Source organism: Nonomuraea sp. NPDC049725 (genome assembly GCF_040674795.1).
Lineage (GTDB): Bacteria > Actinomycetota > Actinomycetes > Streptosporangiales > Streptosporangiaceae > Nonomuraea > Nonomuraea ceibae.
On sequence record NZ_JBFANJ010000002.1, the window covers coordinates 137,780 to 161,958 of the forward strand.

At 73.8% G+C, this 24,179-nt stretch carries 16 protein-coding genes; 9 read left to right on the top strand and 7 right to left on the bottom strand.

The window, feature by feature from the left end:
- Positions 1–2: 2 nt before the first annotated feature.
- The 6 genes from AB0J53_RS05150 to AB0J53_RS05175 form a co-directional block, all read right to left on the bottom strand.
- Positions 3–134 carry a SapB/AmfS family lanthipeptide gene (locus tag AB0J53_RS05150; RefSeq protein WP_156325919.1) on the bottom strand — a complete coding sequence of 44 codons (132 nt, stop codon included), beginning with the start codon at positions 132–134 and terminating at the stop codon, positions 3–5.
- Complete coding sequence (lanKC, locus tag AB0J53_RS05155; RefSeq protein ID WP_364168744.1) at positions 106–2,685, bottom strand: class III lanthionine synthetase LanKC; 2,580 nt, start codon at positions 2,683–2,685, stop codon at positions 106–108. The genes AB0J53_RS05150 and lanKC overlap by 29 nt, the downstream gene beginning before the upstream one ends.
- Positions 2,686–2,778: 93 nt before the next feature.
- Positions 2,779–3,903: a histidine kinase gene (locus AB0J53_RS05160; protein WP_364168746.1), complete on the bottom strand. Its 1,125-nt coding sequence runs from the start codon at positions 3,901–3,903 to the stop codon at positions 2,779–2,781.
- A 117-nt stretch (positions 3,904–4,020) separates the two neighbouring features.
- Positions 4,021–5,715: an AMP-binding protein gene (locus AB0J53_RS05165; RefSeq protein ID WP_364168748.1), complete on the bottom strand. Its 1,695-nt coding sequence runs from the start codon at positions 5,713–5,715 to the stop codon at positions 4,021–4,023.
- A gap of 129 nt (positions 5,716–5,844) precedes the next feature.
- Positions 5,845–6,279, bottom strand: coding sequence for a peptidase inhibitor family I36 protein (locus AB0J53_RS05170; RefSeq protein ID WP_219507399.1), 435 nt, complete (start codon positions 6,277–6,279; stop codon positions 5,845–5,847).
- Between the two features lie 44 nt (positions 6,280–6,323).
- Positions 6,324–7,181, bottom strand: a complete 858-nt coding sequence (locus AB0J53_RS05175; protein WP_364168750.1) for a hypothetical protein — start codon at positions 7,179–7,181, stop codon at positions 6,324–6,326.
- 155 nt (positions 7,182–7,336) lie between these two features.
- Here AB0J53_RS05175 and AB0J53_RS05180 point away from each other — a divergent pair, with 155 nt between their 5' ends.
- From AB0J53_RS05180 to AB0J53_RS05220, 9 genes are all read left to right on the top strand, one after another.
- A complete protein-coding gene (locus AB0J53_RS05180; protein WP_364168752.1) occupies positions 7,337–10,993 on the top strand; it encodes a hypothetical protein in 3,657 nt (1,218 codons plus the stop codon).
- A 10-nt stretch (positions 10,994–11,003) separates the two neighbouring features.
- Positions 11,004–11,972 carry an aldo/keto reductase gene (locus AB0J53_RS05185; protein WP_357590701.1) on the top strand — a complete coding sequence of 323 codons (969 nt, stop codon included), beginning with the start codon at positions 11,004–11,006 and terminating at the stop codon, positions 11,970–11,972.
- Between the two features lie 89 nt (positions 11,973–12,061).
- Positions 12,062–14,680: a hypothetical protein gene (locus AB0J53_RS05190; RefSeq protein WP_364168754.1), complete on the top strand. Its 2,619-nt coding sequence runs from the start codon at positions 12,062–12,064 to the stop codon at positions 14,678–14,680.
- A gap of 3 nt (positions 14,681–14,683) precedes the next feature.
- On the top strand, positions 14,684–15,976 hold the full coding sequence (locus AB0J53_RS05195; protein WP_364168756.1) for a hypothetical protein: 1,293 nt from the start codon (positions 14,684–14,686) through the stop codon (positions 15,974–15,976).
- Positions 15,977–16,038: 62 nt separating this feature from the next.
- Complete coding sequence (locus AB0J53_RS05200) at positions 16,039–16,935, top strand: hypothetical protein (RefSeq protein WP_364168758.1); 897 nt, start codon at positions 16,039–16,041, stop codon at positions 16,933–16,935.
- Positions 16,936–16,974: 39 nt separating this feature from the next.
- Complete coding sequence (gene polX, locus AB0J53_RS05205) at positions 16,975–18,657, top strand: DNA polymerase/3'-5' exonuclease PolX (RefSeq protein ID WP_364168760.1); 1,683 nt, start codon at positions 16,975–16,977, stop codon at positions 18,655–18,657.
- Between the two features lie 204 nt (positions 18,658–18,861).
- Positions 18,862–19,908, top strand: coding sequence for a sulfite oxidase (locus AB0J53_RS05210; protein ID WP_364168762.1), 1,047 nt, complete (start codon positions 18,862–18,864; stop codon positions 19,906–19,908).
- Between the two features lie 170 nt (positions 19,909–20,078).
- Entirely contained in the window at positions 20,079–21,953 is a 1,875-nt protein-coding gene (locus AB0J53_RS05215) for a wax ester/triacylglycerol synthase domain-containing protein (protein WP_364168763.1), read from the top strand.
- Between the two features lie 56 nt (positions 21,954–22,009).
- The gene (locus AB0J53_RS05220; RefSeq protein WP_364168765.1) at positions 22,010–22,939 is read left to right on the top strand and encodes an aldo/keto reductase; all 930 of its coding nucleotides are present in this window, start codon (positions 22,010–22,012) and stop codon (positions 22,937–22,939) included.
- Positions 22,940–23,041: 102 nt separating this feature from the next.
- Here the strand turns inward: AB0J53_RS05220 and AB0J53_RS05225 are convergent, their stop codons facing one another.
- A complete protein-coding gene (locus AB0J53_RS05225) occupies positions 23,042–24,109 on the bottom strand; it encodes a polyprenyl synthetase family protein (protein WP_364168767.1) in 1,068 nt (355 codons plus the stop codon).
- Positions 24,110–24,179 lie beyond the last annotated feature (70 nt).

Sequence of the window (24,179 nt, forward strand, 5' to 3'; positions counted from 1 at the left end):
ATCTAGTGGCAGATGGCGACACTCAGGTTGCTGGGCTTGCCGGAGTGGCACGTGAGAACCGTGAGCGTGCTGCCGCCGCTGGCCACGTCGCTGGCCGCGGGAGCCTCAAGACCCTGCAGGTCGAGAAGAACCATGTGAAGACACCTCCTTCCGAGGCTCGTCGGGGACAGGCCGCTCGGGTGCGGCCTCAAGGAACGGCAGTCGGACGGTCCGCTCCGCGTGCCCCGTGCCGTGCACGGTGCCGAGGGCGAACAGGACGCCGGCCGTTCCGGTCGCGAAATCCATGGACAGGCGCAGGAGCTGGTCGCCGGGGAAGGCGAGCCCGCCCGCGTGGGGCAGGGCGTGCCAGCTCAGGGCCTTGACGTGCGCGTCGGCCAGGGGGTCTCCGGCGAGCGCGGCGACGATGCCGGCGCGGCCGGTGAACAGCCCGGACTGGACGAAGAAGCCGGAGCGTGCGACGAGGCGCAGCGCGTCCAGCTCGCCGGCGAGTTCGTCGCCGGGGCGGTGGGTGAGGTAGCGGGCGAGGACGAGGGCGATGCCGACGGATCCCTCGTCGAGGTAGGGCAGCAGCCGCCAGCCCTGGTTCACCTGGAGGGAGCCGTCCTCGGCGCGGCGGCAGCGGCGCAGGTCCTGGCGGAGCGCGGTGGCGGCCAGGTCGAGCAGCGCGGTGTCGCCGGTGCGCTCGTAGGCGTGGAGGAAGAGCAGGGCGGGCCCGGACGAGCCGTACATGAGGCCGGCGCGTGGGTTGTCGCCGCCGCTGAGCTCGGGCACGTCGTCGGGGCCGCCGAGCCGGTCGGCGCACAGTTCGACGGCGCGGCGGGCCTCGTCGGGGAAGCCGAGGTGGAAGAAGGTGAGGCCGAGGCCGGACAGTCCGGAGTGCAGCGCCGGTTCGAGTCCTTCCCAGTGCTCGCGCAGGCTGATGCCGATGGTGTCGAGCGCGGTCTGGCGGTGGCCGAGCCGGTCCAGGACGTACGCGATGCCGTGCAGGCCGTCGTAGAGGCCGAGGCCGGAGCCGGGGGCGGGCCGCAGGGCGCGGGCGAGCAGCCACTCCTCGTACTCGGGGAAGCGGCCGGCGCCGGTGGCCTCCAGCGCGTACAGGACTCCGGCGGCGCCGGTGGCGAGGTTGAGGCCGCCGCCGGGCTTGAACTGGGCCACGTCGCCGGGGAAGAGCCGGTCGTCGCGTCCGGGGGTGGCGCTGGCGCGGATGGCCTTGACCATGGCGTCGCGCAGGTGCGGCCAGGGGGTGACGCCGGGCAGCGGCGGGGGCGGGGTCTCGGTTTCGCCGCCGAGGATCGTGGTGACGGCGCGGGTCACGCTCTCGCGGGGCACGGGGAAGGTCTCGGTGACGAGCTCGCCGAGGTGGGCGACCTTGGGCCGGTGCAGCGGCAGCATGATCGTGCACTGCGGGGCGAACAGGCCGAGCCGCAGGCAGGCGAGCGCGTACCTGTCGACGTCGGCGCCCTGCCGGTCGGGGGGCGCGGCGAAGGCGGGGTGGGCGAGCGCGGCGCGGGCGCCGTCGCCGGTGAGGGTGGCCACCTCGTAGTCGATGAGCACGACCCGGCCGTCGTCGGTGAGCAGGATGTTGTCCGGGTGCAGGTCGCCGAAGACCACGCCGCGCCCGTGCAGCTCGTCCACGGCCGCCTCGACCTGGTCGAGGGTGTCGAGCGCCCAGCGCGTGTAGTCGGCGAGGTCGGCGTCGGTGCAGGTGGCGCGGGTGAGCGGGTAGCGGTGGACGAGCCGGCGTTGCAGCGGCGTCCCGTCGACGAACTCCTGTACGAGGAAGTGGTGCTCGCCGAGCGTGAAGTAGCCGCGCAGGCCGGGCGCGGCCCTGAGGCCGTCGAGGCGTTCCAGGATGTCGCGTTCGTGCTCCAGGCGGGCGACGGCGTCGCGGCCGGCGGCGTCGAGCCCGGCGTACGGCCTGGCCTCCTTGAGGACGACCCGCTCCCCGGTGCCGGTGTCGCGGGCCAGGTAGACGCCGCCGCCGTTGGAGAAGTGCAGGACGCTCTCGATCGTGTACGGGAGCCCGCTCGTGGTGACGGCGTTGCGCGCGGCCAGGTGGGGTTCGAGGAAGCCGGGCAGCGTCGTCCAGGGGGGCACCGTGAAGGTGGCGCCGCGCACGTCGGGCACGAGCTTGCCGCCGCCGTCCTCGACGGCGAGCACGCGCTCGCCGGAGCCGGACAGGCAGTGCCGCTCGGCGAACCCGCCGTAGCGCACGTACAGCGGGCCGTCGCCGTAGCGCAGGTCGCTGAGGATGTACGGGCCCCGCACCCCGCGCAGCAGCTCGTCGAGCTCCTTCAGGACGAGTTCGAGCTGACCCTCGTCGCGCGGGTAGATCGTGACGAGCTTGCCGCTGGAGGCGCGGGAGGCGGCCTTGGAGTTCAGCATGATCAGGACGGGCGCGCCGCGCAGGAACTTGAACGCGATGCCGCGCGGGACGCAGTAGTCCCAGACGGCGGCTATGGCGCGCTCGGCGTCGTCGGCGCGGGCGGACACGTGGATCTTCCAGCCCTGGGCGGGCAGGGGCGGCTCACCAGTGGGGGCGTAATAGCACCAGGTGTCGGTCGTGTCATGAAACCAGCCCTCCGGCACGGGCCGGCGGGGGAATTCCGCGCCATCGGCTGCGCTGTGGTCGAGATTGTCGTAGAACAATCTGTCGGCCAGGCAGTACAGCTCATACTGATCCATGCGTTAGAGATTGCCCGCCAAGCCCGGATTGCGTCTAGTAACACATAACATGACTGATGTGTGGCAATTTAATTCGCATTTGTGAATTTTTCACTATAAGGCGCGCGGGAGATATACGGTGAATGTGAATTCGCCGCTGCGCAGGGCCGTGGCCTCCAGCCAGCCGCCGAGCACCGACACGCGTTCGGCCAGGTTGAGCAGCCCCTGGCCGGCGTCTCCCGGCTTCCGCGGCGGGCCGACGCCGTCGTTGCGGATCGACAGGCGCACCAGGCCGTCACGTTCCAGCAGGTGCACGACGCACTCGCGGGCGGTGGCGTGGCGCAGCACGTTCGTCACGCCCTCGCGCAATGCGTGGGTGAGCGCCTCGGCGACCTCCCACGGCAGCTCACGGCACGACACCTTGACCTGGCAGCGCACCCCGACCGATTCCAGGAGCGCGCGGGCCGAGCTCAGCTCCCGCTCCAGCGACGAGCGCCGTACGCCGTGGGCGACCGCGCGGACGTCGGCGGCCAGCCCGCGCGCCAGCGCGAGCGTCTCGTGCACCTCGTTCTCACACTTGTCCAGGTCGTCGCGCAGCAGCCGCTGGATGAGCTGCACCTTCAGCACCAGGACGGTGAGCCGGTGGCCGACCAGGTCGTGCAGGTCGCGGGTGAAGCGGCGGCGCTCGAACGACACGGCCTTGCCGATCATCTCGGTGCGCGCCTCCGACAGGCGGTGCGCCCGCACGGCCAGGCTCACGACCGCGAACTCGGCCAGCCCGACCACCGGCGCGGAGACCGCCCACCCGAGGTCCACCGACGCCTGGTCGGGCGCGGCCAGCAGCAGCGGGCCGGTGACCAGCGCCAGCGCGACCAGCACGAACGAGCGGATCCGGTCGGCGGCCAGCAGCAGCGCCCCGGCGAGCAGCCCGCACACGGGCGTCCACGCCGCCCCGAACAGCGGCAGCGGCAGGTAGGTCAGCCACGACTGCAGCCCGGCCGCCCACCACCCCGGGCTGCCGCCGGTCAGCAGCCCGAGCACGAACCTGGCGTGCACGGCCAGCAGCACCAGCAAGGTCACCGACCCGGCCAGCTCCCGCCCGGTCCCCGCCAGGCTCGACTGCACCGCCACGGAGACGCCGAGCAGCCCGGCCGTCAGCCCGATGCCGCCCGTCCACAGCGGGGACGAGGGGCCGGCCGTCCAGGAGCGCGACCGGCGAACGCTACGTGTCTCTTCCACCCGTCTCCCGCCATGCGGCTGACCCGACAGGACCGTACCGTCGCGAGAGCGCCCACCACCCCCGCCTCTTTACCCATCGGACCCGACCAGGCCGGTGTTGCACACCTCAGGTCGTGCTCAGCCCTTCAGTTCGGGGAACTGGTCGTCACGCCACTCCGTGGCGGCGCCGCCGGGCAGCTCGGCCTCGCGGGTCCGCAGCTCGACGCGGCGGATCTTCCCTGAGACCGTCTTGGGCAGCTCGGCGAACTCCAGGCGCCGGACGCGCTGGAACGGGTTCAGGTGGTCGCGGGCGTGCTTGAGGATCGAGTACGCGGTCTCCCTGGTCGGCTCGTAGCCCGGGGCGAGCGTGACGTACGCCTTGGGCACGGCCGTGCGGACCGGGTCGGGGGCCGGGACGACGGCGCTCTCGGCCACCGCGGGATGCTCGATGAGCACCGACTCCAGCTCGAACGGGCTGATCTTGTAGTCGCTGGCCTTGAACACGTCGTCGGTGCGGCCCACGTAGAAGATGTAGCCGTCCTCGTCCACGGTCGCCACGTCACCGGTGTGGTAGTGGCCGCCGGCCATCGCCTCGGCGGTGCGGCCGGGGTCGCCCTGGTAACCGCGCATGAGCGGGACGGGCCTGCGCGCCAGGTCGAGGCAGATCTCGCCCTCGCCCGGCCCGTCCAGCGGCCGGCCGGTGACGGGGTCGACCAGCACCACGGGGACGCCGGGCAGCGGGCGGCCCATCGAGCCGGGCTTCACCGGCGAGCCGGGGGTGTTGCCGACCTGGGCGGTGGTCTCGGTCTGGCCGAAGCCGTCGCGGATGGTCAGCCCCCAGGCCCGGCGCACCTGCTCGATGACCTCCGGGTTGAGCGGCTCGCCCGCGCCGATGACCTCGCGCAGGCCGGGGGGCCGCTCCCCCAGGTCGGCGTTGATGAGCATGCGCCACACGGTCGGCGGCGCGCAGAAGGTGTTGACGCCGCGCTCGCGCAGCTGGGCGAGCAGCGCCGCCGCGTCGAAGCGGCCGTAGTTGTAGACGAAGATCGTCGCCTCGGCGATCCACGGCGCGAAGAAGCACGACCAGGCGTGTTTCGCCCATCCCGGGGCCGAGATGTTGAGGTGCACGTCGCCGGGCCGCACGCCGATGAAGTACAGGGTGGACAGGTGCCCGACCGGGTACGACACCTGCGTGTGCTCGACCAGCTTCGGCCGCGACGTCGTGCCGGAGGTGAAGTAGAGCAGCACCGGGTCGCCGGTCGCGGTGCCGGGGTGCGGGATCGGCTCCCACGTGAGCGCGGCGGCCTCCCTGAGGTCGGCCCAGCCGTCGGCCGGTCCGACGCTGATGCGCGTGTAGCCGCCGGGCACGCCGGCGAAGCGGCCGGTGTCGGCGGCGTTGCAGACGACGTGCCGGGCGCCGCTGCGCTCGATCCGGTCGGCCAGGTCGGCGGTGGTGAGCGCGGTGGTGGCGGGCAGGATGACCGCGCCCAGCTTCATCACCGCCAGCATCGACTCCCACAGCTCGACCTGGTTGCCCAGCATGAGCATGACCGGGTCGCCCTTGGACACCCCGCGGGCCGCCAGCCACGACGCCAGCCGGTCGGAGGCGCGGGACATCTCCTCGTAGCCGCGCTCGGTGACGGTGCCGTCCTCCTCCACGATGACCAGGGCCGGCCGGTCGTTGCCCCGGGCGACGGCGTCGAACCAGTCGACCGCCCAGTTGAACCGGTCGCCCAGCTCCGGCCAGCGGAACTCGGCCACCGCCCGCTCGTGCTCACCGCGCAGCGACAGCAACAGGTCCCGGCTCGCCCTGTAAGCCTCGGTCACGTCCATGTCGGGCACTCCTTCGTCGATCAGCGCTGCGTCTCATCTCATACCGCCGATCGCGATCTGTCACCCGTGGCCCGCCCGTACGCCGGACGGGCGGCCCGGGACGCCCCGGACCGCCCGGCCGTGTTCAGGTCAGGTCAGGATCGTCGTGCACTCGCCCGGAGTCACCCACTTGTGCGAGGTGATCCTGTCGTTCACGATGACGCCGTTGCTGAACCGGTTGTCGGTCAGGTTGTCGGCGTACAGCTCGCCCGCCAGCAGGCAGGTGTGGCCGCCGCCGTGGTTGATGTCCTGGTAGAACTTGACCGCGTCACGCCCGCCGGTGAAGCCCCGGTTCATCACGGACGAGGCCTTGTCGGTGGCCCCGGCGCCCCAGTACGAGCTGTTGCCCGCGGTGGCGATCAGCCGGGTGCCCTCGCAGTTGAGGTCCTGCCAGGCGTACATGTAGCCGTTGCGCGGCCCCCAGTCGTCGTCGCAGCCGCCCGCCGCCTGCGCGGCGGTGGCGGGCACGGTGACGCCGAGGCAGGCGAGGCCGAGGAGCATCGCCGAGATGGTGATCTTGCGCATGGTGCTTTCCTCTCATTGGGTGGGTGGTGCGTGGACGGTGAAGGTCAGCGGCGTTCCGGGACGATGCGCACCGCCCGCTCGTAGGCCCGCAGGCCGAGCCTGCGGTAGGCGTCGAGGTCGGCGCCGAACCGGTCGCGCAGGCGGTCGCGGTAGTGCTCCTCCCGCGCCGTGGCCACGGCGCGCAGGGAGGTCGCGCGGGCGCAGGTCGCGTCCGCGACGGCGGTCTCGCGCTCGGCCGCGAAGCCGCTGGGACCACGGCCCAGGACGGCGTCCCGGGCCTGCTGGGGGTCGGCGTACGGGTGCCCCGCGGCCTTCATGCACCGGGACCAGGCCCGTATCGCCGCGGTGAGCCGGGCGTCCCGCATGAGGTCGTCGCCGTAGAGCGCGCCCAGGCTCATGGCGACCTTGCTGACGCGGAACCACTCGGCGGGGTCGCCGTACAGCTCGCGGTCGGCCTCCTCCCCGCAGCCGCCGAGGCGTTTGCGGATCTCGCCGCCCCCCGGCAGCCGCACGGTGAGCAGGCGGGCGCCGCGGCCCCCGTCGAGCGCGGCGTCGAACGCGGCGCGCCTGGCCTCCGTCAGGCCGCGCCGGTAGGCGGCGTTGGGGTCGTCCCCGTCCTTGCCGCCGATCCGGCTGCCGTACCCGTAGGCACGCGCCCAGGCCACGTCGTCCTGGACGTAGCGCACCGGGCGGCTCTCCTGGAGCGTCAGCTCCCGGTCCTCCCGGTAGCCGAAGCCGTGCCGGTTCATGCACTGCCGGATCAGCCGCTGCTGGGCGTCGGCGATCCGCAGCTCCTGCCGCCAGGTCAGCGCCGGCGCGGGCGGTTGCGCCGCCGCCCCGCCCGAGCATCCGATCGCGGCGGCCGCCATGACCGCGCAACAGGCGATGAGCACGCCTCTCATGGCCCCGAACCCCCGTTTCCCCGTGTCGCCGTGGCCGTTCGCTCCGGTCCTATCGCGGCGGGGCCTGTTCGGTGTCGGTGGCGGGCGCCGAACAAACACATGACGAACAAAGGGCCCTGATGCAGAATGGTTTGACCGGCTCTACGGGGGTGGGCGTGCCACGAGGTGAGCTCCCGCTGCCGCCCGGCGACGACACGCTGGTGACGTTCGCGGCGGACCTGCGTGAGCTGCGCCGGCGCGCGGGCGGGCCGACCTACCGGGAGCTGGCCAAGCGGGCCCATTACTCGCTGGCGACGCTGTCGGGGGCGGCGAGCGGGCAGCGGCTGCCGAGCCTCGCGGTGACCCTGGCCTACGTGACGGCGTGCGGGGGCGACGCCGCAGAGTGGGAGAAGCGCTGGCACGCCACGGCGGCCGAGCTGGCCTCCGCCGAGGATCCCGAGCCGGACCTGCGGGCGCCCTATGCGGGGCTGTCGGCGTTCCGGGAGGAGGACGCCGACCTGTTCTTCGGCCGGGAGCGGTTCGCCGACGAGCTGACCACGCGGCTGGAGGCCGATCGGCTCGTCGCGGTGTTCGGCGCCTCGGGGGCGGGCAAGTCGTCGCTGCTGCGCGCCGGGCTGCTCGCGCACTGGCCGCACCGGTCGATGATCCTCACGCCCGGCGCGCACCCGCTGGAGGAGTGCGCCGTCCAGCTCGCCCGCCTGACGGGCGCGTCCCCGGCGCGCATCCGCGCCGACCTGGCCGCCGGGCCGCGCGCCCTGCACCTGTTCGCGTGCCAGGCGGCCGGGGACCCGCCGGGCGACCTGCTGGTCGTCGTCGACCAGTTCGAGGAGGTCTTCACCCTGTGCCGCGACGAGACCGAGCGGGCCCGGTTCGCCGAGGCGCTGGTCACGGCGGCGCGGGCGGGCAACTCGCGGTGCCGGGTGGTGCTGGGCGTCCGCTCGGACTTCCACGCCCACTGCGCCGGGCATCCGGCCCTGCGCGGCGAGCTGGACCGCCCGCTCGTGCTCGGCCCGATGACGCCCGGCGAGCTGCGGCGGGCCATCACCACGCCCGCCACGCGCGCCGGCTGCGTGGTCGAGCAGGCGCTGCTGGTCGAGCTCGTGGCGCAGGCCGGCGGCCGGGTCGGCGTCCTGCCGCTGCTGTCGCACGCGCTGCTGGAGACGTGGCGGCGACGGCGCGGCAACACGCTCACGCTGACCGGCTTCCAGGCGGCGGGCGGGATCGACGGCGCGCTCGCCCACACCGCCGAACGCGTCTACGGCCGGCTCGGACCGGCCGGGCAGGAGCTGGCCAGGGACCTGTTCCTGCGGCTCACCGCGCTCGGCGAGGGCACCGAGGACACCCGGCGGCGCGTCACCCTGGCCGAGCTCGACACCGGCGACCCCGGCACCGAGGTGGTGCTCGGCCGCCTGGCGGCGCAGCGGCTGATCACCGTGGACGACGGCGCCGTCGAGCTCACCCACGAGGCGCTGATCCGCTCCTGGCCGCGCCTGCACGGCTGGCTGACCGAGGACCGCGACGCGCTGCGCGCCCACCGGCGGCTCACCGAGGCCGCGCAGACCTGGCGGGAGCTGGACCGCGACCCGAGCGCCCTCTACCGGGGCGTCCGGCTGGAGGCGGCGACCGAGGCCGGCGGCAGGCTGAGCGCGCTCGAACGCGAGTTCCTGGCCGCGAGCCGGGCGGCCGAGGCGGCGCAGGAGGAGGCGGCCCGGCGCGGCGTCCGGCGGCTGCGCCGGCTGGTGGTGCTGCTCAGCGCGCTGCTGGTGCTGGCCGTGGCCGCGAGCGCCGTCGCCGTCGCGGCCCAGCGGCAGGCGGCCCGCGAGCGCAACACCGCCACCTCCCAGCGGGTCGCCGAGCGGGCGGCGGCGCTGCGCGCCACCGATCCGGCGCTGGCCGCGCAGCTCAGCCTGGCCGCCTACCGGCTGTCGGCGAACGAGGTGACCCGCGGCAGCCTGCTCAGCGCGTTCGGCACCCCGTACGCGACCCGGCTGACCGGGCACGGTGACGCGGTGACGGCGGTGACGCTCAGCGGCGACGGGCGGCTGGCCGCCACGGCGGGCGCCGACGGCACGATCAGGCTCACCGACACCCGCGACCCGCGCCACCCGCGCCCGCTGGCCGCCCTCACCGCCGACGCGGCCTCGGCGGCGCTGAGCCCCGACGGCCGCACGCTGGCGGCGGGCGCCGGCGACGCCGTGCTGCTGTGGGACACGACCGATCCCGCCAGGCCCGCGCCGCTGCCGGGCCTGGCGGGCGAGGCCGGGGCCGGGGCGGTCGCCTTCGCCCCGGGCGGCCGGACGCTGGCGAGCGCGGGCGCCGACGGGGCCGTCCGGCTGCACGACCTGGACGGCGGCGAGCCGGTCACGCTCGACGGCCACTCCGGCGGCGTGACGGCGCTGGCCTTCGGCCCGGACGGGCGCACGCTCGCCTCCGCCGGGGCCGACGGCACCGCCCGGTTGTGGGACCTCGGGACCCGTACGCCGGTCGTGCTGGCGGGGCACACCGGCGCGGTCCACGCGGTGGCGTTCACCGGGTCCGCGCTGGCCACGGCGGGCGAGGACCGCACCGTGCGCCTGTGGGACCTGGACGGCCGCCCGCTGGCGACGGCCGAGGGCCACACCGACGCGGTGCGCTCGCTGGCGTTCACCGGCGACGCGCTCGTGTCGGGCGGGGCCGACGCCTCCGTGCGGGTGTGGGACGTGGGCGACCCGCGCGAGGTGCGCGAGCTGGCCGTGCTCGCCGGGCACACCGGCGCGGTCACCTCCGCCGCCTCCGCCGGGCGCACGCTGGCCACGGCCGGCGCGGACCAGACGACGCGGCTGTGGGACCTGCCGGGCGACACGCTCACGGGCCACCGCAGCTCTGTCTACGGGGCGGCGTTCAGCCCCGACGGCCGCACCCTGGCGACCGGCGGCTACGACCGGACGATCCGGCTGTGGAGCGCGCGCGAGCGCACCTCACGGGTGCTGCGCGGGCACGACGGCCCGGTCAACGCGGTGGACTTCAGCCCCGACGGCCGGACGCTGGCCAGCGCGAGCGCCGACGGGACGGCCCGGCTGTGGAACCTGCGCGAACGCACCTCGGCCGTGCTGGCCGAGCACCCGGACGCGGTGGAGTCGGTGGCGTTCGGCCCCGGCGGCCGGCTGCTGGCCGTGGCGAGCTCCGACGGCACCGCCGCGCTGTGGGACGTCCCGGCCCGCGCCCGCCTGATCACGCTGCGCGGGCACGCCGGGCCGGTCAACGACGTGGCGACGACCGGCAGCCTCGTCGCCACCGCGAGCGCCGACCACAGCGTGCGCCTGTGGGACGTCTCGGGACGGCTGCTCTCGTTCACCCACGGCCACGAGGACGCGGTCAAGTCCGTGGCGTTCAGCCCCGACGGCCGGACGCTGGCCACCGCGGGCTCCGACCGCCGCGTCATGCTGTGGGACGTCGCCGACCCCGCCGCCCCCAGGCGCGTCGCGGTGCTCGACGGCTACACGGACGCGGTCAAGTCGGTCGCGTTCAGCCCGGACGGCCGCGTCCTGGCGGCGGCGAGCTCCGACCGGACCGCCGTGCTGTGGGACGTGGCCGGCCGCGCCAGGCTGGCGACGCTGCGCGGCCACGCCAAGCCGGTCGACGCCGTCGCGTACGCCCCCGACGGGCGGACGCTCGTCACGGCGGGCGAGGACTGGACGGCCAAGCTGTGGGCCACCGACCCGGAGCGGACGGCGGCGCGGATCTGCGCGACCGCCAGCCCGCCGATCACCGCCGACGAGTGGTCCCAGCACTTCCCGGGTCTGCCCGCCCAGCCGCTCTGCCCCGAGCCCTAGTGTGGGCCGCATGGAATACATGCGCTTGGGTGACAGCGGCTTGAAGGTCTCGCGGGTCTGTCTCGGCATGATGAGCTACGGCGACCCGGCCAAGCAGGAGTGGGCGCTGACGGAGGAGCAGGCCGAGCCGATCGTGCGCCGCGCGGCCGACGCCGGGGTCATGTTCTTCGACACCGCCGACTACTACAGCGCCGGGGCCAGCGAGGTCGTGACCGGCAACCTGCTGCGCCGCGTCTTCGCGCGGCGTGAGGACTACGTGCTCGCCACCAAGGTCTATTTCCCGATGGGGCGCGGCGTCAACGACCGGGGGCTGTCGCGCAAGCACATCCACGCCGCCGTCGACGCCTCGCTGACCCGCCTCGGCACCGACCACGTCGACCTCTACCAGATCCACCGCTGGGACGACGAGACGCCGATCGAGGAGACGATGGAGGCCCTGCACGAGGTGGTCAAGGCCGGCAAGGCCCGCTACCTGGGCGCCTCCTCCATGTGGGCGTGGCAGTTCGCCAAGGCGCAGCACGTCGCCGAGCGCAACGGGTGGACGAAGTTCGTCTCGATGCAGAACCACTACAACCTGCTCTACCGGGAGGAGGAGCGGGAGATGCTGCCGCTCTGCGCCGACCAGGGGGTGGGCGTGATCCCGTGGAGCCCGCTGGCGCGCGGCGTGCTGGCGCGCGCCGGGTCGGCCTCGGCGACCTCGCGGGCCGGCTCCGACGAGCGCATCGGCTACCTGTACGAGCCGGACGCCGACCAGGCCATCGTGGACCGGGTGGCCGAGGTGGCGCGCGAGCGCGGGCTGCCACCGGCGCAGGTCGCGCTCGCCTGGCTGCTGCACCGGCCCGGCGTGACGGCGCCGATCGTGGGCGCCACCAAGGACCGCCACGTCGACGACGCGGTGGCCGCGGTGGACGTCCGGCTGTCGGACAAGGAGCTCACCTTCCTGTCCGAGCCGTATCGCCCCCGCGAGGTGCGTTTCTAGCCGGGAGAGGGCTGGGCACGGGGCCCCGGCTCGTCTACTGTTGGGGCCTCGCGTCACGAACCCCCTCGTAACCGCAAGGGGGTTTCGTCATGCCGTCATCACCCGACAATTCCGCGCCGATCCTCGAGAACTCAGCGCGTGAGGTGCTGAAAGGCACGCTCGTTCCCGTCCGGGTCGACGTCCCTCAGGACGAGCCGGGCGGCGGGCTGGTCAAGCTGGGCGCGGTCCGGCAGCTCGCGCTGGCGCCCGGCGAGGCGGAGGAGGTCCGCCGCAGGCTCGGCGCCCACGACGCCGTGAACGTGTCGGCGGGCGCGTTCGACCTGCTCGGCGCGTTCGCCCGGCCGCTGGTGCCCTCGCTCAGGCCCGACCCGGAGGCGCTGGCGCGGATTCCCGCCCGGCAGCTGGCGGCGTTCGCCGAGACGCTGGTGGAGCTGCGCGCCGAACGCCTGCGCGAGGCCGAGGAGCGGCGCTCCCCGGACGAGGCCGGGCCGGCCGCGCAGGCGCTCAACACGGCGGTCGTCGCGCTGCGCGGGCTGCGCGCCGCCACCGCCACGCCGCCGATCGGCCTGCTCAACCTCGAACGGATCGAGATGGTGCCGATCGGCATCCAGCGCGGCGAGCTCGTGGCGACCGTGCCGCTGGCGCCCGGCGAGGAGACCGCCGTCACCCAGACGGAGTGGTCGGTGACCTCGCGGGAGTTCACCACGATCGTCACCGACGCGCTGGAGGAGGTCAGCGAGACCGGCGTCACGGACAACACGGACCTGTCGCAGTCGACGTCGTCGCAGAGCCAGCACTCCAACCAGTTCAACATCACCGGCACGGTCCAGGGCGGCATCCCGATCATCTCCGGGTCGAGCACCACCGGGTTCACCTCGCAGGGGTCGCAGTCGGAGTCGGCGACCGAGAGCATCAAGCACGCCCGGTCCACGACGCAGAAGGCGTCGTCGCGGTCGCGGCGCGAGCACAAGGTGACGATCTCGACCACGACCGTCACCGGCACGTCGTCGACCTCGACGCGCGTCCTGAAGAACCCGGGCCGCGAGCCCATCCGGATCGACTACTTCAGCATGATGCGCAAATGGCGGGTGCGGCTCTACCGCTACGGGCTGCGGCTCACGTACGACATCGTGGTGCCCGAGCCGGGGGCGGCGATGCGGCGGGCGTACGCGGAGCTGGAGACGCTGCGCGCCCAGCAGGGGCCGTTCACGTTCGGCGTGAAGCTCTCCGACGTGACCACCGAGCTCGTGGACGAGCACGGCAACCCGTCGCCCACGGGCAAGCCGAAGTACCAGTGGCTCGCCGACCGGCACGGCGTGACGGTCCGGCCGCATCCGGAGCCGCCCACGCCGCTGACGGCGAGCTCGACGGCCGACACCGGCGGCGGCTGGTTCTTCCTCGGCCTGGAGTTCGACGTGCCCGGCGGCACCCGCGTGCGGGAGATCATCCTGGACGCGCAGATCGGCAAGGACGACTCCGACGACCGGATGAACTTCGACGTGCTCGGCGCCCGGCACGAGCCCGGCTGGAACGGGCAGACCGGCGCGCTGATCATCCGCAACCACCGGATCATGTCGGTCGGCGCGGACCGGCCGTTCATGGCGGGCTTCACCGGACGACACAAGATCACGTTCTTCTTCCACCACGCCGAGCAGGTGTTCGTCGGGCTGACCGTGCACCGGGAGCTCATGCCGGAGACGATCGAGCAGTGGCGGGCCGACGTGTGGAACGCCCTGCACGGCGCCGCCCAGGCCCGCTACTTCGCCCAGCAGCAGGAGGTCGCCGCGCGCATCGCCGCCATCGAGGAGCGGCTGTCCAGCGTCGACACGCTGACGCTGCGCCGCGAGGAGAGCGACGAGATCATGAAGAGCGTGCTGCGGTTCGTCCTCGGCACCGACTTCGACTTCATGCCCGCCGACGTGCTGGCCGCCTTCGTCGCCGCCGGCGTCGACCTCCAGCACGGCATCGGCTTCGACGGGCCCGGCCTCGGGCTGAGCCAGGACCAGTGGACGCTGCTGCGCCAGCACGAGGACCTTATCCGCTTCATCAACCAGGCGATCGAGTGGGAGAACGTGGTGACGTTCCTCTACTCGTACTTCTGGGACGTGCCGCCGAGCTGGGCGTTCATCCGGCAGTTGCGCCATCCCGACCCCAACCGGCAGGCGTTCCTGCGCGCGGGCAGCGCGCGGATCGTGCTCACCGTCCGCAAGGGCTGGGAGGAGCGGTGGATGCGCTTCGCCGAGGGCGGCGGGGTCGGCGCACCCGTCCCCGGCCCCTACCTGACGATCGCCAGGGAGATCGCCGCCTACGACGACCGCAACTATCCGGGCATCCCGCCGGCGAACCCCGGCAAGGAGGCCGTGCACCTCCAGGACGCCGTCTTCACCACCACGACGGCGGACCTGGCGCCCAGCGCGGCCCCGGTGACGATCAGGGTGGCGAGCAGCGCCGGGTTCGTGGTCGGGCTGCCGGTCGTCATCGACTCCGAGGACGAGCGGCGCGTGCAGGAGGCCCAGGTCGTCACCGCGATCCCCGACAACACGCGCATCACCGTCGCCCGGCTCGACTTCGCGCACCGGGGCTCGCAGGCGCCGGTGCCGATCCTGCAACCGGGCGAGAAGGGCGCGCTCATCGCCGAATGGCACGAGTACACGCCGTCGTCCGGCACCGACATCGCCGTGACGTCCAACCTCTCCACGATCGCCTGACCGATGGCGATGCGGGACGTCAGCCGCCGGGTCCTGGAACTCCACCCCGGCGAGCCGTTCCGGGCCGGGCCGGGCGGCGCCGCCGAGACGGAGCCGCGCGCCCTGCTCGGCGGGGGCGAGCTGCGCAAGTTCGGCTGGAAGGTGCTCGACGCGAGCATGCCCGACGGCATCACATACGCGCCGGTCCCGTTCGGCTCGGCCTCGATCAGCGAGGCCAACCGGGCCGTCGTGGCCGGGCGGGCCTTCGCGCTGGAACGCGACACGGGCACCACCAGGCTGTTCTTCGTGTGGCTGCCGAGCGCGCTGGCCGACCGGCTGGCCAAGGGCACGATGACGGGCCCGCTGAACTTCCACGTCATCTTCCACACGCCCACCTACCTGGACAGTTACGTGAAGAGCCGCCCGTACTGGACCGGCAAGCACCCCTCGGACGGGGTGCCCTACTACGTGCGGCTGGGCGCGCGCTACCTGTCCACGGACTTCCGGGCGGTCGCCCACCACGTCATGGCCGTCACCGCCCGCGACCCGAACCTGGCCTACGTCGTCCCGATCGCCGACCTGAGCGGCAACCTGTCCGACCTGATCACGCCCGGCGGGCTGCTCGGCGCGCTGACCGAGGTGAACACGGCGCTGGCCGCCCTGCTGTCCGGGCCGGCGCCGACCGGCAAGGTGGGCGGCATCATGCTGTCGGCCTACAGCCGCAGCGGCGACCGGCTCGTCGCGCTGATGCGCCAGGTCAGCGGGACGCCGTTCTTCACCGAGCACCTGATGCAGATCAACGCCTTCGACGTCAACCTCGGCGACAAGGACGAGCAGCGGCTGCCCGAGCTGGCCCGGATGTGGGAGGGGGTGCGGCAGTGGGCCACGCTCAACCGCCGCGCCCGCGCGTACGTCTACACCGCCTACCGCAGCCACTACGCCCAGTGCCTGGCCTCGCCCGTGCCGCGAGGGGCCGCGTGGACGGACCGGGCCGACGTCAAGCTCGACGACGTGACCTGGTCCGACAGCGCCGCCAAGGCCGCGCCCGGCCAGTCACGGGGGGTCGCGTCGGAGGCGTACGGGCCGGACGGGCGGTTCGGGGTGGTCTGCCTGCCGGTGTCGTTCTTCCGCTTCTACCTGGAGAACCATCACCACGGCAAGACGGAGATCATCGGCAACACGGCGCGCGGCTGGCACGACGGCGAGTACGACATCGGCCGCGCCCACGGCCACGGCCTGTTCCTGCGCGGGCTCATGTCGCACGCCGTCGCCCGCGCCGACCCCGTCTTCTTCGCCCCCGTCCGGCGCGTGCCGTGACCCGCTCCCCGGTTGGCCGGAACCTACAAGACCGCAGGTCGCCGGCGTAGCAGGATGGCCGTATGACCTTCGACCGTTCCGTGGCCGCCGCGTTCATGGCCGGCCACGCGAGAGTTCTCGACCGGCGCCGCTTCGACCTGCTGTGGGGCGGCGGGGACCGGGCGGGCGTGCTGGCCGCGCTGGACGCCTACCGCAATCCCGACGGCGGCTACGGGTGGGGCCTGGAGCCGGACCTGCGCTCGCCCGAGAGCCAGCCGGGGGCCGCGCTGCACGCGTTCGAGGTGTTCGCGGAGATCGCGCCCGCGACCTCGCCGCACGCGGTGGCGCTGTGCGACTGGCTGGCCTCGGTGACGCTGCCCGACGGCGGGCTGCCGTTCGCGCTGCCGCTGGCCGTCCCGGCGGCGACCGCGCCGTGGTGGGCGGGCGCTCCCCACGACGTCTCGTCGCTGCAGATCACCGCCGTGTCGGCGGCAGCCGCGTACCGCGTCGCCGCGCACGACCCGGCCGTGGCCGCCCATCCGTGGCTCGGGCGGGCGACCGGCTACTGCCTGGAGGCCATCGAGGAGCTCACCGATCCGCACGCGTACGTGCTGTCGTTCGCGGTGCAGTTCCTGGACGCCGTGCACGAGTCCGTGGCGGAGCTGCGCGGCGAGGCGGCGCGGCTGCTGGAGCGGCTGGGCGGGCACTTCCCCGCCGAGGGCGTGCTGCCGGTGGCTGGCGGCGCCGAAGGGGAGGTGCTCAGGCCGCTCGACGTCGCGCCGTACCCGGACCGGCCGGCCCGCACGCTGTTCGCGCCCGAGGTGATCGCGGCCGACTTGGACCGGCTGGCGGCCGGGCAGCAGGACGACGGCGGGTGGAGCGTCGACTACGCCCGGATCTCCCCGGCGGGGGCGCTGGAGTGGCGCGGCGCCGCCACCGTGCGGGCCGTCGACGTGCTGCGGCGCAACGGGCGCAGCTGACCTCCGGGACTGTCGGTGCGGGCTTCTAAGCTTGGGGCCATGGCACGGGCAAACGAGGAGGCTGCGGCCGCCCTCCAGGAATACGCGGAGCTGTTCGCGCTCACCGGGGGCGACGCGTTCCGGGTGCGCAGTTATCAGAAGGCGGCCAAGGCGATCGCCGGCTACCCCGACGACATCGCCGCCGTCGACGTGCGCGCCGTCCCCGGCGTGGGCGAGGCGATCGCCAAGAAGATGGAGGAGTTCCTGCAGCGCGGGAGCTTCCGGCAGCTCGACGACCTGCGCGGGCGGGTGCCCGACGGGGTGCGGCGGCTGACCCGGGTGCCTTCGCTCGGGCCCAAGACCGCGATCATGCTGTTCGAGGACTTCGGCATCGACTCGCCCGTCGCGCTCGGCGAGGCGATCGCCGCCGGCCGCCTCGACGGGGTCAAGGGCCTCGGCCCCAAGACGCTGGCCAACCTCGCCAAGGGCATCGAGCAGCTGGAGCAGTCGGGGCGCCGCGTCCACATCGGCGTCGCGATGGCGCTGGCCGAGCAGGTCATGGGCTCGCTGGAGGCCGAGCGCATCGGCTACGCGGGCTCGCTGCGCCGGATGAAGGACACGATCGGCGACATCGACATCCTGGCCGTGGCCGACGAGTCCGTCATGACGGCCTTCCGCGCCCAGCCGTACGTGGCCGAGGTCATCGCGGCCGGCGACAAGAAGACGTCCGTGCGCACCACCTCCGGCATGCAGGTCGACCTGCGGGTGGTGCCGGCGGGCTCGTGGGGCGCCGCGATGCAGTACTTCACCGGCTCCAAGGAGCACAACGTGGCCATCCGGGAGATGGCGGTGAAGAAGGGCTGGAAGCTGTCCGAATACGGGCTGTTCGACGGTGAGCGGGTGATCGCTGCCGAGTCCGAGGAGGAGATCTACGCGGCGCTCGGCATGCAGTTCGTGCCGCCGCCGATGCGCGAGGACGGCGGCGAGGTGCAGGCCGCGCTCCGCGGCGAGCTGCCCGCGCTGCTCCAGCTGGCCGACCTGCGCGGCGACCTCCACACGCACACCGACCTGACCGACGGCATCGCCTCCCTGGAGGACATGGTGGCCGCCGGCGCCGCCCGGGGCTACTCCTACTACGCCGTCACCGACCACGCCCCCGACCTGGTCATGCAGCGCATGACCCTCGACAAGGCGCTGGAGCAGCGCGAGCGCGTCGCCGCGCTGCAGCCGCGCCATCCCGGCATGCGCATCCTGCACGGCACCGAGCTCAACATCGCGCCCGACGGGTCGGTCGACTGGCCCGGCGAGGTGCTGCGCACGTTCGACGTGTGCGTGGCGTCGGTCCACTCCCACTTCTCGATGCCGCGCGACGAGATGACCCGGCGCTTCATCACCGCCTGCGAGAACCCGTACGTGGACATCATCGGCCACCCCACCACTCGCAAGATCGGCAAGCGGGAGCCGGTCGACGCCGACTGGGACGCGATCTTCCGCGCGGCGGCGCGCACCGGCACCGCCATGGAGATCGACTCCTACCCCGACCGCTCCGACCTGCCCTCCGACCTGGTGCGGCTGGCCAAGCACCACGGGGTCAAGTTCTCCGTCGACAGCGACTCGCACGCCATCCCGCACCTGGCGCACCAGCGGTTCGGCGTGGGCATCGCGCAGCGCGCCTGGCTCACCGCCGACGACGTGATCAACGCCTGGCCGCTCGACCGGCTGCTCGCCTTCCTCGGCCGCTGACCGGGCGGCCCTGGGCCTGCCTGCCTCACGCCACCGTCCTCCCCCGGGCCGCCCGGGGAGGGGGCGGGATGTTACCGGTTGTCACCGTTGGGCATGGATCGGTGAAGGGGAAATCGATCGGAGGAGGAGGGCGTGGCTTGCGCTGCGGCCGATTACATGGTTAACAGGTAGGAAATGTGGATGGGGAAAGGCGGGAGGTCAGGCATGGCGCATTCGCTGGTGACGATGGTGAAGCCGGTGCCGGCAAGCCTGTTCGTGCTGCGCGACAGCGGCGCGGAGATGCGCTGGGAAGGCATGGCGGGCCAGGGCTACCACACGCCCACCGACCGGTTCTTCGTACGCAACCACACCTACACGCCGATCATCGACGCGGCCACCTGGCGGCTGCGGGTGCACGGCGAAGGGCTGCGGCAGGCGGCCGGCTACTCCTACGACGACCTGCTCGCCATGCCGTCGCGCACGATCGACGCCGCCATCGAGTGCGCGGGCAACGGGCGGCGCTTCTACGAGACGCAGCAGGGCGAGCCCGCGCCGGGGACCCCGTGGGGCCTCGGCGCCGTCGGGGTGGCGCGGTGGCGGGGAGTGCCGCTGCGCGACCTGCTGAAGGCGTCCGGCATCCGGCGCGAGGCCGTGGACGTGCTCGCCCAGGGACTCGACGCGCCGTTCGAGCACTACGGCCGGGTGCGCCGGCCGCTGCCCGCGGACAAGGCGATGGACGACGTCCTCGTCGCGTACGAGATGAATGGCGAGCCCCTCCCGCACGACCACGGATTTCCGGTGCGCCTGGTGGTGCCGGGATGGGCGGGAATAGCGTCCATCAAGTGGCTGGGCGACATCGAAGTTCTCACCCGGCCGATATTCACGCCGTGGAACACCGAGTTCTACCGCGACGTCACCGAACTCCCCGTGAAGAGCGCGTTCGAGCTCCCCTGGGACGCGACGCTGCCGGCGGGCCTGCCGCTCGTGCTCCACGGCAGGTCGTGGTCCGGGCACGGCCGCGTCGTCCGGGTGGAGGTCAGCGTCGACGGCGGCGCCACCTGGCGCACCGCCGAACACCACGGCCACCACCTGGTCAGAGCCTGGCTGCCGTGGCACGTGGAGTGGGCGCCGAGCCGGCCCGGACGGCACGTGCTGATGGCCAGGGCGACGGACGAGACCGGCGCGACCCAGCCGATGGAGGCGCCGTGGCATCCGCAGGGCTACGGGTTCGGCGCCGTCGTTCGGCATCCGGTGCAGGTGGTCCTCGGTTAGGGAAATGTCACGGAAGCGCGCTGAGCTGGCCAATCAGCGAATGGGCCGCACGGGGCCGCCGAATTCATCTGTAAGACTTTCGCGGAAACGTCCGGGAAATTCTTCTGCGCGATCGTCGGCTTCGTCGCTGGGGAAGTCGCTGGGGAAGTCGCTGGGGAAAAGGAGAGCAGATGCGCCAGCTGACCGCGCTCGACACGCAGTTCCTCAACGTCGAGTCCGCGACGACCGCCGCGCACGTGGCGGGGCTGGCGATCGTGGACCCCGCCGGCGGGCGGCTCAACCGGCAGGCGCTCGCCGGCCTCCTGCGGCGGCGGCTCCACCTCGCCCCGGCGCTGGGGCTGCGGCTGGCCGAGGTGCCGTTCGGGCTGGACCGGCCCTACTGGGTCACCGATGCGGAGCTCGACCTCGACCGGCACCTGTTCGAGCTGACGCTCCCGGCTCCGGGCGGGGATCGGCAGCTCGCGGAGGCGGTGGCGCGGATCCACGCCCGGCGGCTGGACCGGGCGCGTCCGCTGTGGGAGATGCACCTCATCCACGGGCTCGCCGGTGGCCTGGTCGGCGTCTACACCAAGGTCCACCACGCGGCCATCGACGGCGTCTCGGGCGCCGAAACCCTGGCCGCCCTCCTCGACCTGACCCCCGACGGCCCCCTGCCCACCGGCCTCACGACCTCCCCCACCCGGGGGTCGGCGTCCCCTGGTGGGGAGTCGGCGTCCATGACCCCGGGAGGCCCGGCCGGTCAGGGCCCCGCGCCGACCGGCTCGGGCGCCTCCCCGCTGCCAGGGCACCTCCCCACCGGCAACGCACCGGCAGCCCGCGCCGACGGGGGCGCGTACGGGGTAGGGGCCTGCTCCGAACCCGGGGCGGCGGTCGGCGGCGAGGGGCTCGGCCCCTCGGCGGCTGCCGACGAAAGCGCGGCGCGCCCCGAGCCTCGGGGTGTCGGCGGCGGGACGCTCAGCCCCTTGGCTACCGACGGGGGCGTGGCGTGCTCCGAGTCCCTGGCTGGGGGCGGCGGTGAGGGGCTTGGCTCCTCGGCGGCTGCTGGCGACGGGGGCGCGTACGGGTGGGAGGGGGAGCCCGGGGTGGTGGGGATGCTGGCCGGGGCGGTGGCGCGGGTGGCGGGGCAGCCGGTGCGGGCGGCGGGGGCGCTCGTGCGGGCGGCCACGGATCTGGACGTGATCCCGCTGGCCGGGGCGCTGCCCGGGGCGCGGCTGGTGGCCAGGGCGGCGCGGGCGCTGGCGGGTGATCGGCGGCCCCGGCCGGAGGTGCCGGAGGGGCCGGGGGTGATCGCGCCGCGGACGCCGTTCAACGGCCCGATCAGCGCGGGGCGGCGGCTGGCGTTCGGGTCGGTGTCGCTCAAGGACGTGAAGACGGTCGCCCGCGCGCACGGTCTGAGCGTGAATGACGTGGTCATGGCGTTGTGCACGTCGGCGCTGCGGTCGTGGCTGTCGGAGCGGGACGCGCTGCCCGAGGGGCCGCTGGTCGCGGCGGTGCCTGTGGCGGTGCGGGAGCCGGAGGCGCGGGACGCGGTCGGCAACCAGATCTCCGCGCTGATCGCCCCGCTGCCCACGCACGAGCCCGACGCCCGCGTACGGCTGCGCGCGGTCGGGGCGGCGATGGCGGCGGCCAAGCGGCGGTTCGCGGTGGCGCCCGCGCGGTGGCTGGACGAGCTGTGCTCGATGCTGCCCGCGCCGGTCACCGCCCTGGCGACTCCGGCGATCTTCCGGCTGGCGTCGGTGGCGTTCCCGCCGATCAACCTGATCATCAGCAACGTCCCCGGCCCGCAGTTCCCGCTCTACCTGTGCGGGGGGCGGGTGCTGTCGTACTACCCGATGTCGGTGCTGACGGACATGACGGGCGGCGTCAGCATCACGTGCTTCTCCTACGACGGCATGCTCGACTTCGGCGTGGTGGCGTGCCCGGAGCGCATGTCCGATGTGTGGAGCCTGGCCGGGCATCTGCGGGCGGCGCTGGACGAGCTGCTGGAGGGCATGGCGGCCGAGGCCGACGCCTACAGCGACGCCGCCGCCCCGGCCTCCGGCTAGCCCCGCGGCTCGCGCGGCTCCCCGATCTTCGGGCCGGACGTGCCGATAATGACGAGATGAGATCGATCGGCACCACGGACCTGTCCGTGCACCCCATAGCGCTCGGCACCAACGTCTTCGGCTGGACGGCGGACAAGGAGACCTCGTTCGCGATCCTCGACGCCTACACCGAGGCCGGCGGCAACTTCATCGACACCGCCGACGTCTACCCGTACTGGGTCACCGGCGAGTCCACGTCGGAGTCCTTCATCGGCGAGTGGATGGCCACCCGCCGCAACCGTGACACGCTCGTGCTCGCCACCAAGGTCGGCACGCTGGAGGGGCTGAAGGGCCTGGCCCCGCGCACGATCCGCACCGCCGTGGAGAACTCGCTGCGCCGCCTGCGCACCGACCGGATCGACCTCTACTGGGCGCACGTGGACGACACCGACACGCCGCTGGCCGAGTCGCTGGGCGCGTTCGGCGAGCTGGTCACCGAGGGGAAGGTGCGGCACGTCGGCGCCTCCAACTACGCCGCCGACCGGCTCGCCGAGGCGCTGAAGGTGGCGCGGGAGGAGGGCCTGCCGGCGTACGTCGCCCTCCAGCAGCCGTACAACCTGGTGGAGCGCGGCTACGAGGGCGAGCTGCGTGACGTCGTGGAGCGCGAGGGGCTGTCCAGCACGCCGTACTTCGGGCTGGCGCGCGGCTTCCTGACCGGGAAGTACGCGCCGGGCGTCACCGTCGACAGCCCGCGCGCCGCCCAGGCGGCCCGCTACCTGAAGTTCGAGTACGGGCTGCGCACGCTGGAGGCGCTGGCCAAGGTGGCCGCCGAGCGCGGGGTCAAGCCCGCCACGGTCGCGCTGGCGTGGCTGGCCGCCCAGCCGACGATCACCTCGGCGATCACCAGCGCGCGTGACCTCACGCAGCTCGGGCCGCTGGTGGCGGCGGCGGAGCTGACGCTGTCGGACGACGAGCTCGCCCTCCTCGACGAGGCCTCCCGCCCCTGACTGTTTCCGCCGCATCCGGGGGCGAGGTTCAGCGGAGTTCGACGGGCGTCGGCGGGGTTCGGGGGGGTCGGCGGGTGTCAGCCGGTACGGCCTCGCCCGGGGTCAGTGGATGCGGTCGACGAGCGCGAGGCAGAGGGCGCGCAGGGCGGTGTCGCCGGGGAGGCAGGCGTCCATGAGCTCCAGGGCCGAGGCGGCGTGCCGGGCGGCCAGGTCGAGGGCCGCCCGCCTGCCTCCGGCGTGCTCGACGAGCCGGGCGGCGTGCCGTACGGCGTCGTCGTCCGGGGCCGCGTGGCCCGGCGCGGGGTCACCCGAGGCGGGGCCGTCCAGGGCGGCGGCGTCGAGGGCGGCGGCCAGTTCGGCGGCCGGCGGGCCGCCCGCGGACAGGACGGCCAGGACGGGGAGCGTCTTCTTGCCGCGCCGCAGGTCGCTGTGGACGGGTTTGCCCGTGACGGCCGGGTCGCCCCAGATGCCGAGCACGTCGTCGTAGATCTGGAAGGCGACGCCGAACGCGCAGCCCATGTCCCAGGCGGTTTCGGCGAGCTCGGGCCGGCCGCCGAGCGCGACGCCGGTCGCGGCGGCGGCGGCGAGCAGGCTGCCGGTCTTGCCCGCGGCCATCACCTCGTACTCGGCGACGGTGACGGCGTCGCGGCCGAGCCAGGGGCGGCTCTCGAAGGCCAGGTCGCGCGTCTGCCCCTGGACGAGCTCGACCAGCGCCCTGGACAGGTGGCGCATGGGCTCGCCGGTCCCCGCCAGCCGGGCGACGGCCAGCGCGAGCAGCGCGTCGCCGGTCAGCAGCGCGGGCCCCACGCCGTACGCCTTCCACAGCGCCTGGCGGTGCCTGCGCCGCTCGTCGGCGTCCATGATGTCGTCGTGCACCAGCGAGAACGCGTGCACGAGCTCCACCGCGACCGCGCCCGGCAGCCCGGCCTCCAGCGGCGCTCCGGCTGCCTCGGCCGCGAGCATCGCGATGGCGGGCCGCAGGTGCTTGCCGCCGTCGCCGTCGGCCGGTCGCCCGTCCACGTCGGACCAGCCGAGCGTGAACGCGGCCATCCTGGCGCCCCACGGGTGCAGGCCCGACACGGCCTCCCGCAGCGCGGGCTCCAGCAGCCGGCGGCAGCGGGCGATCGCGTCGCCGGCGGGGCCGGGGGCCGCGGACTGGCCGACGGTCATGACTTCTCCTACCCAACGTACGATCTTGAATCTATATGCAGCATCATGTGATACTCCACCCTGATCACTA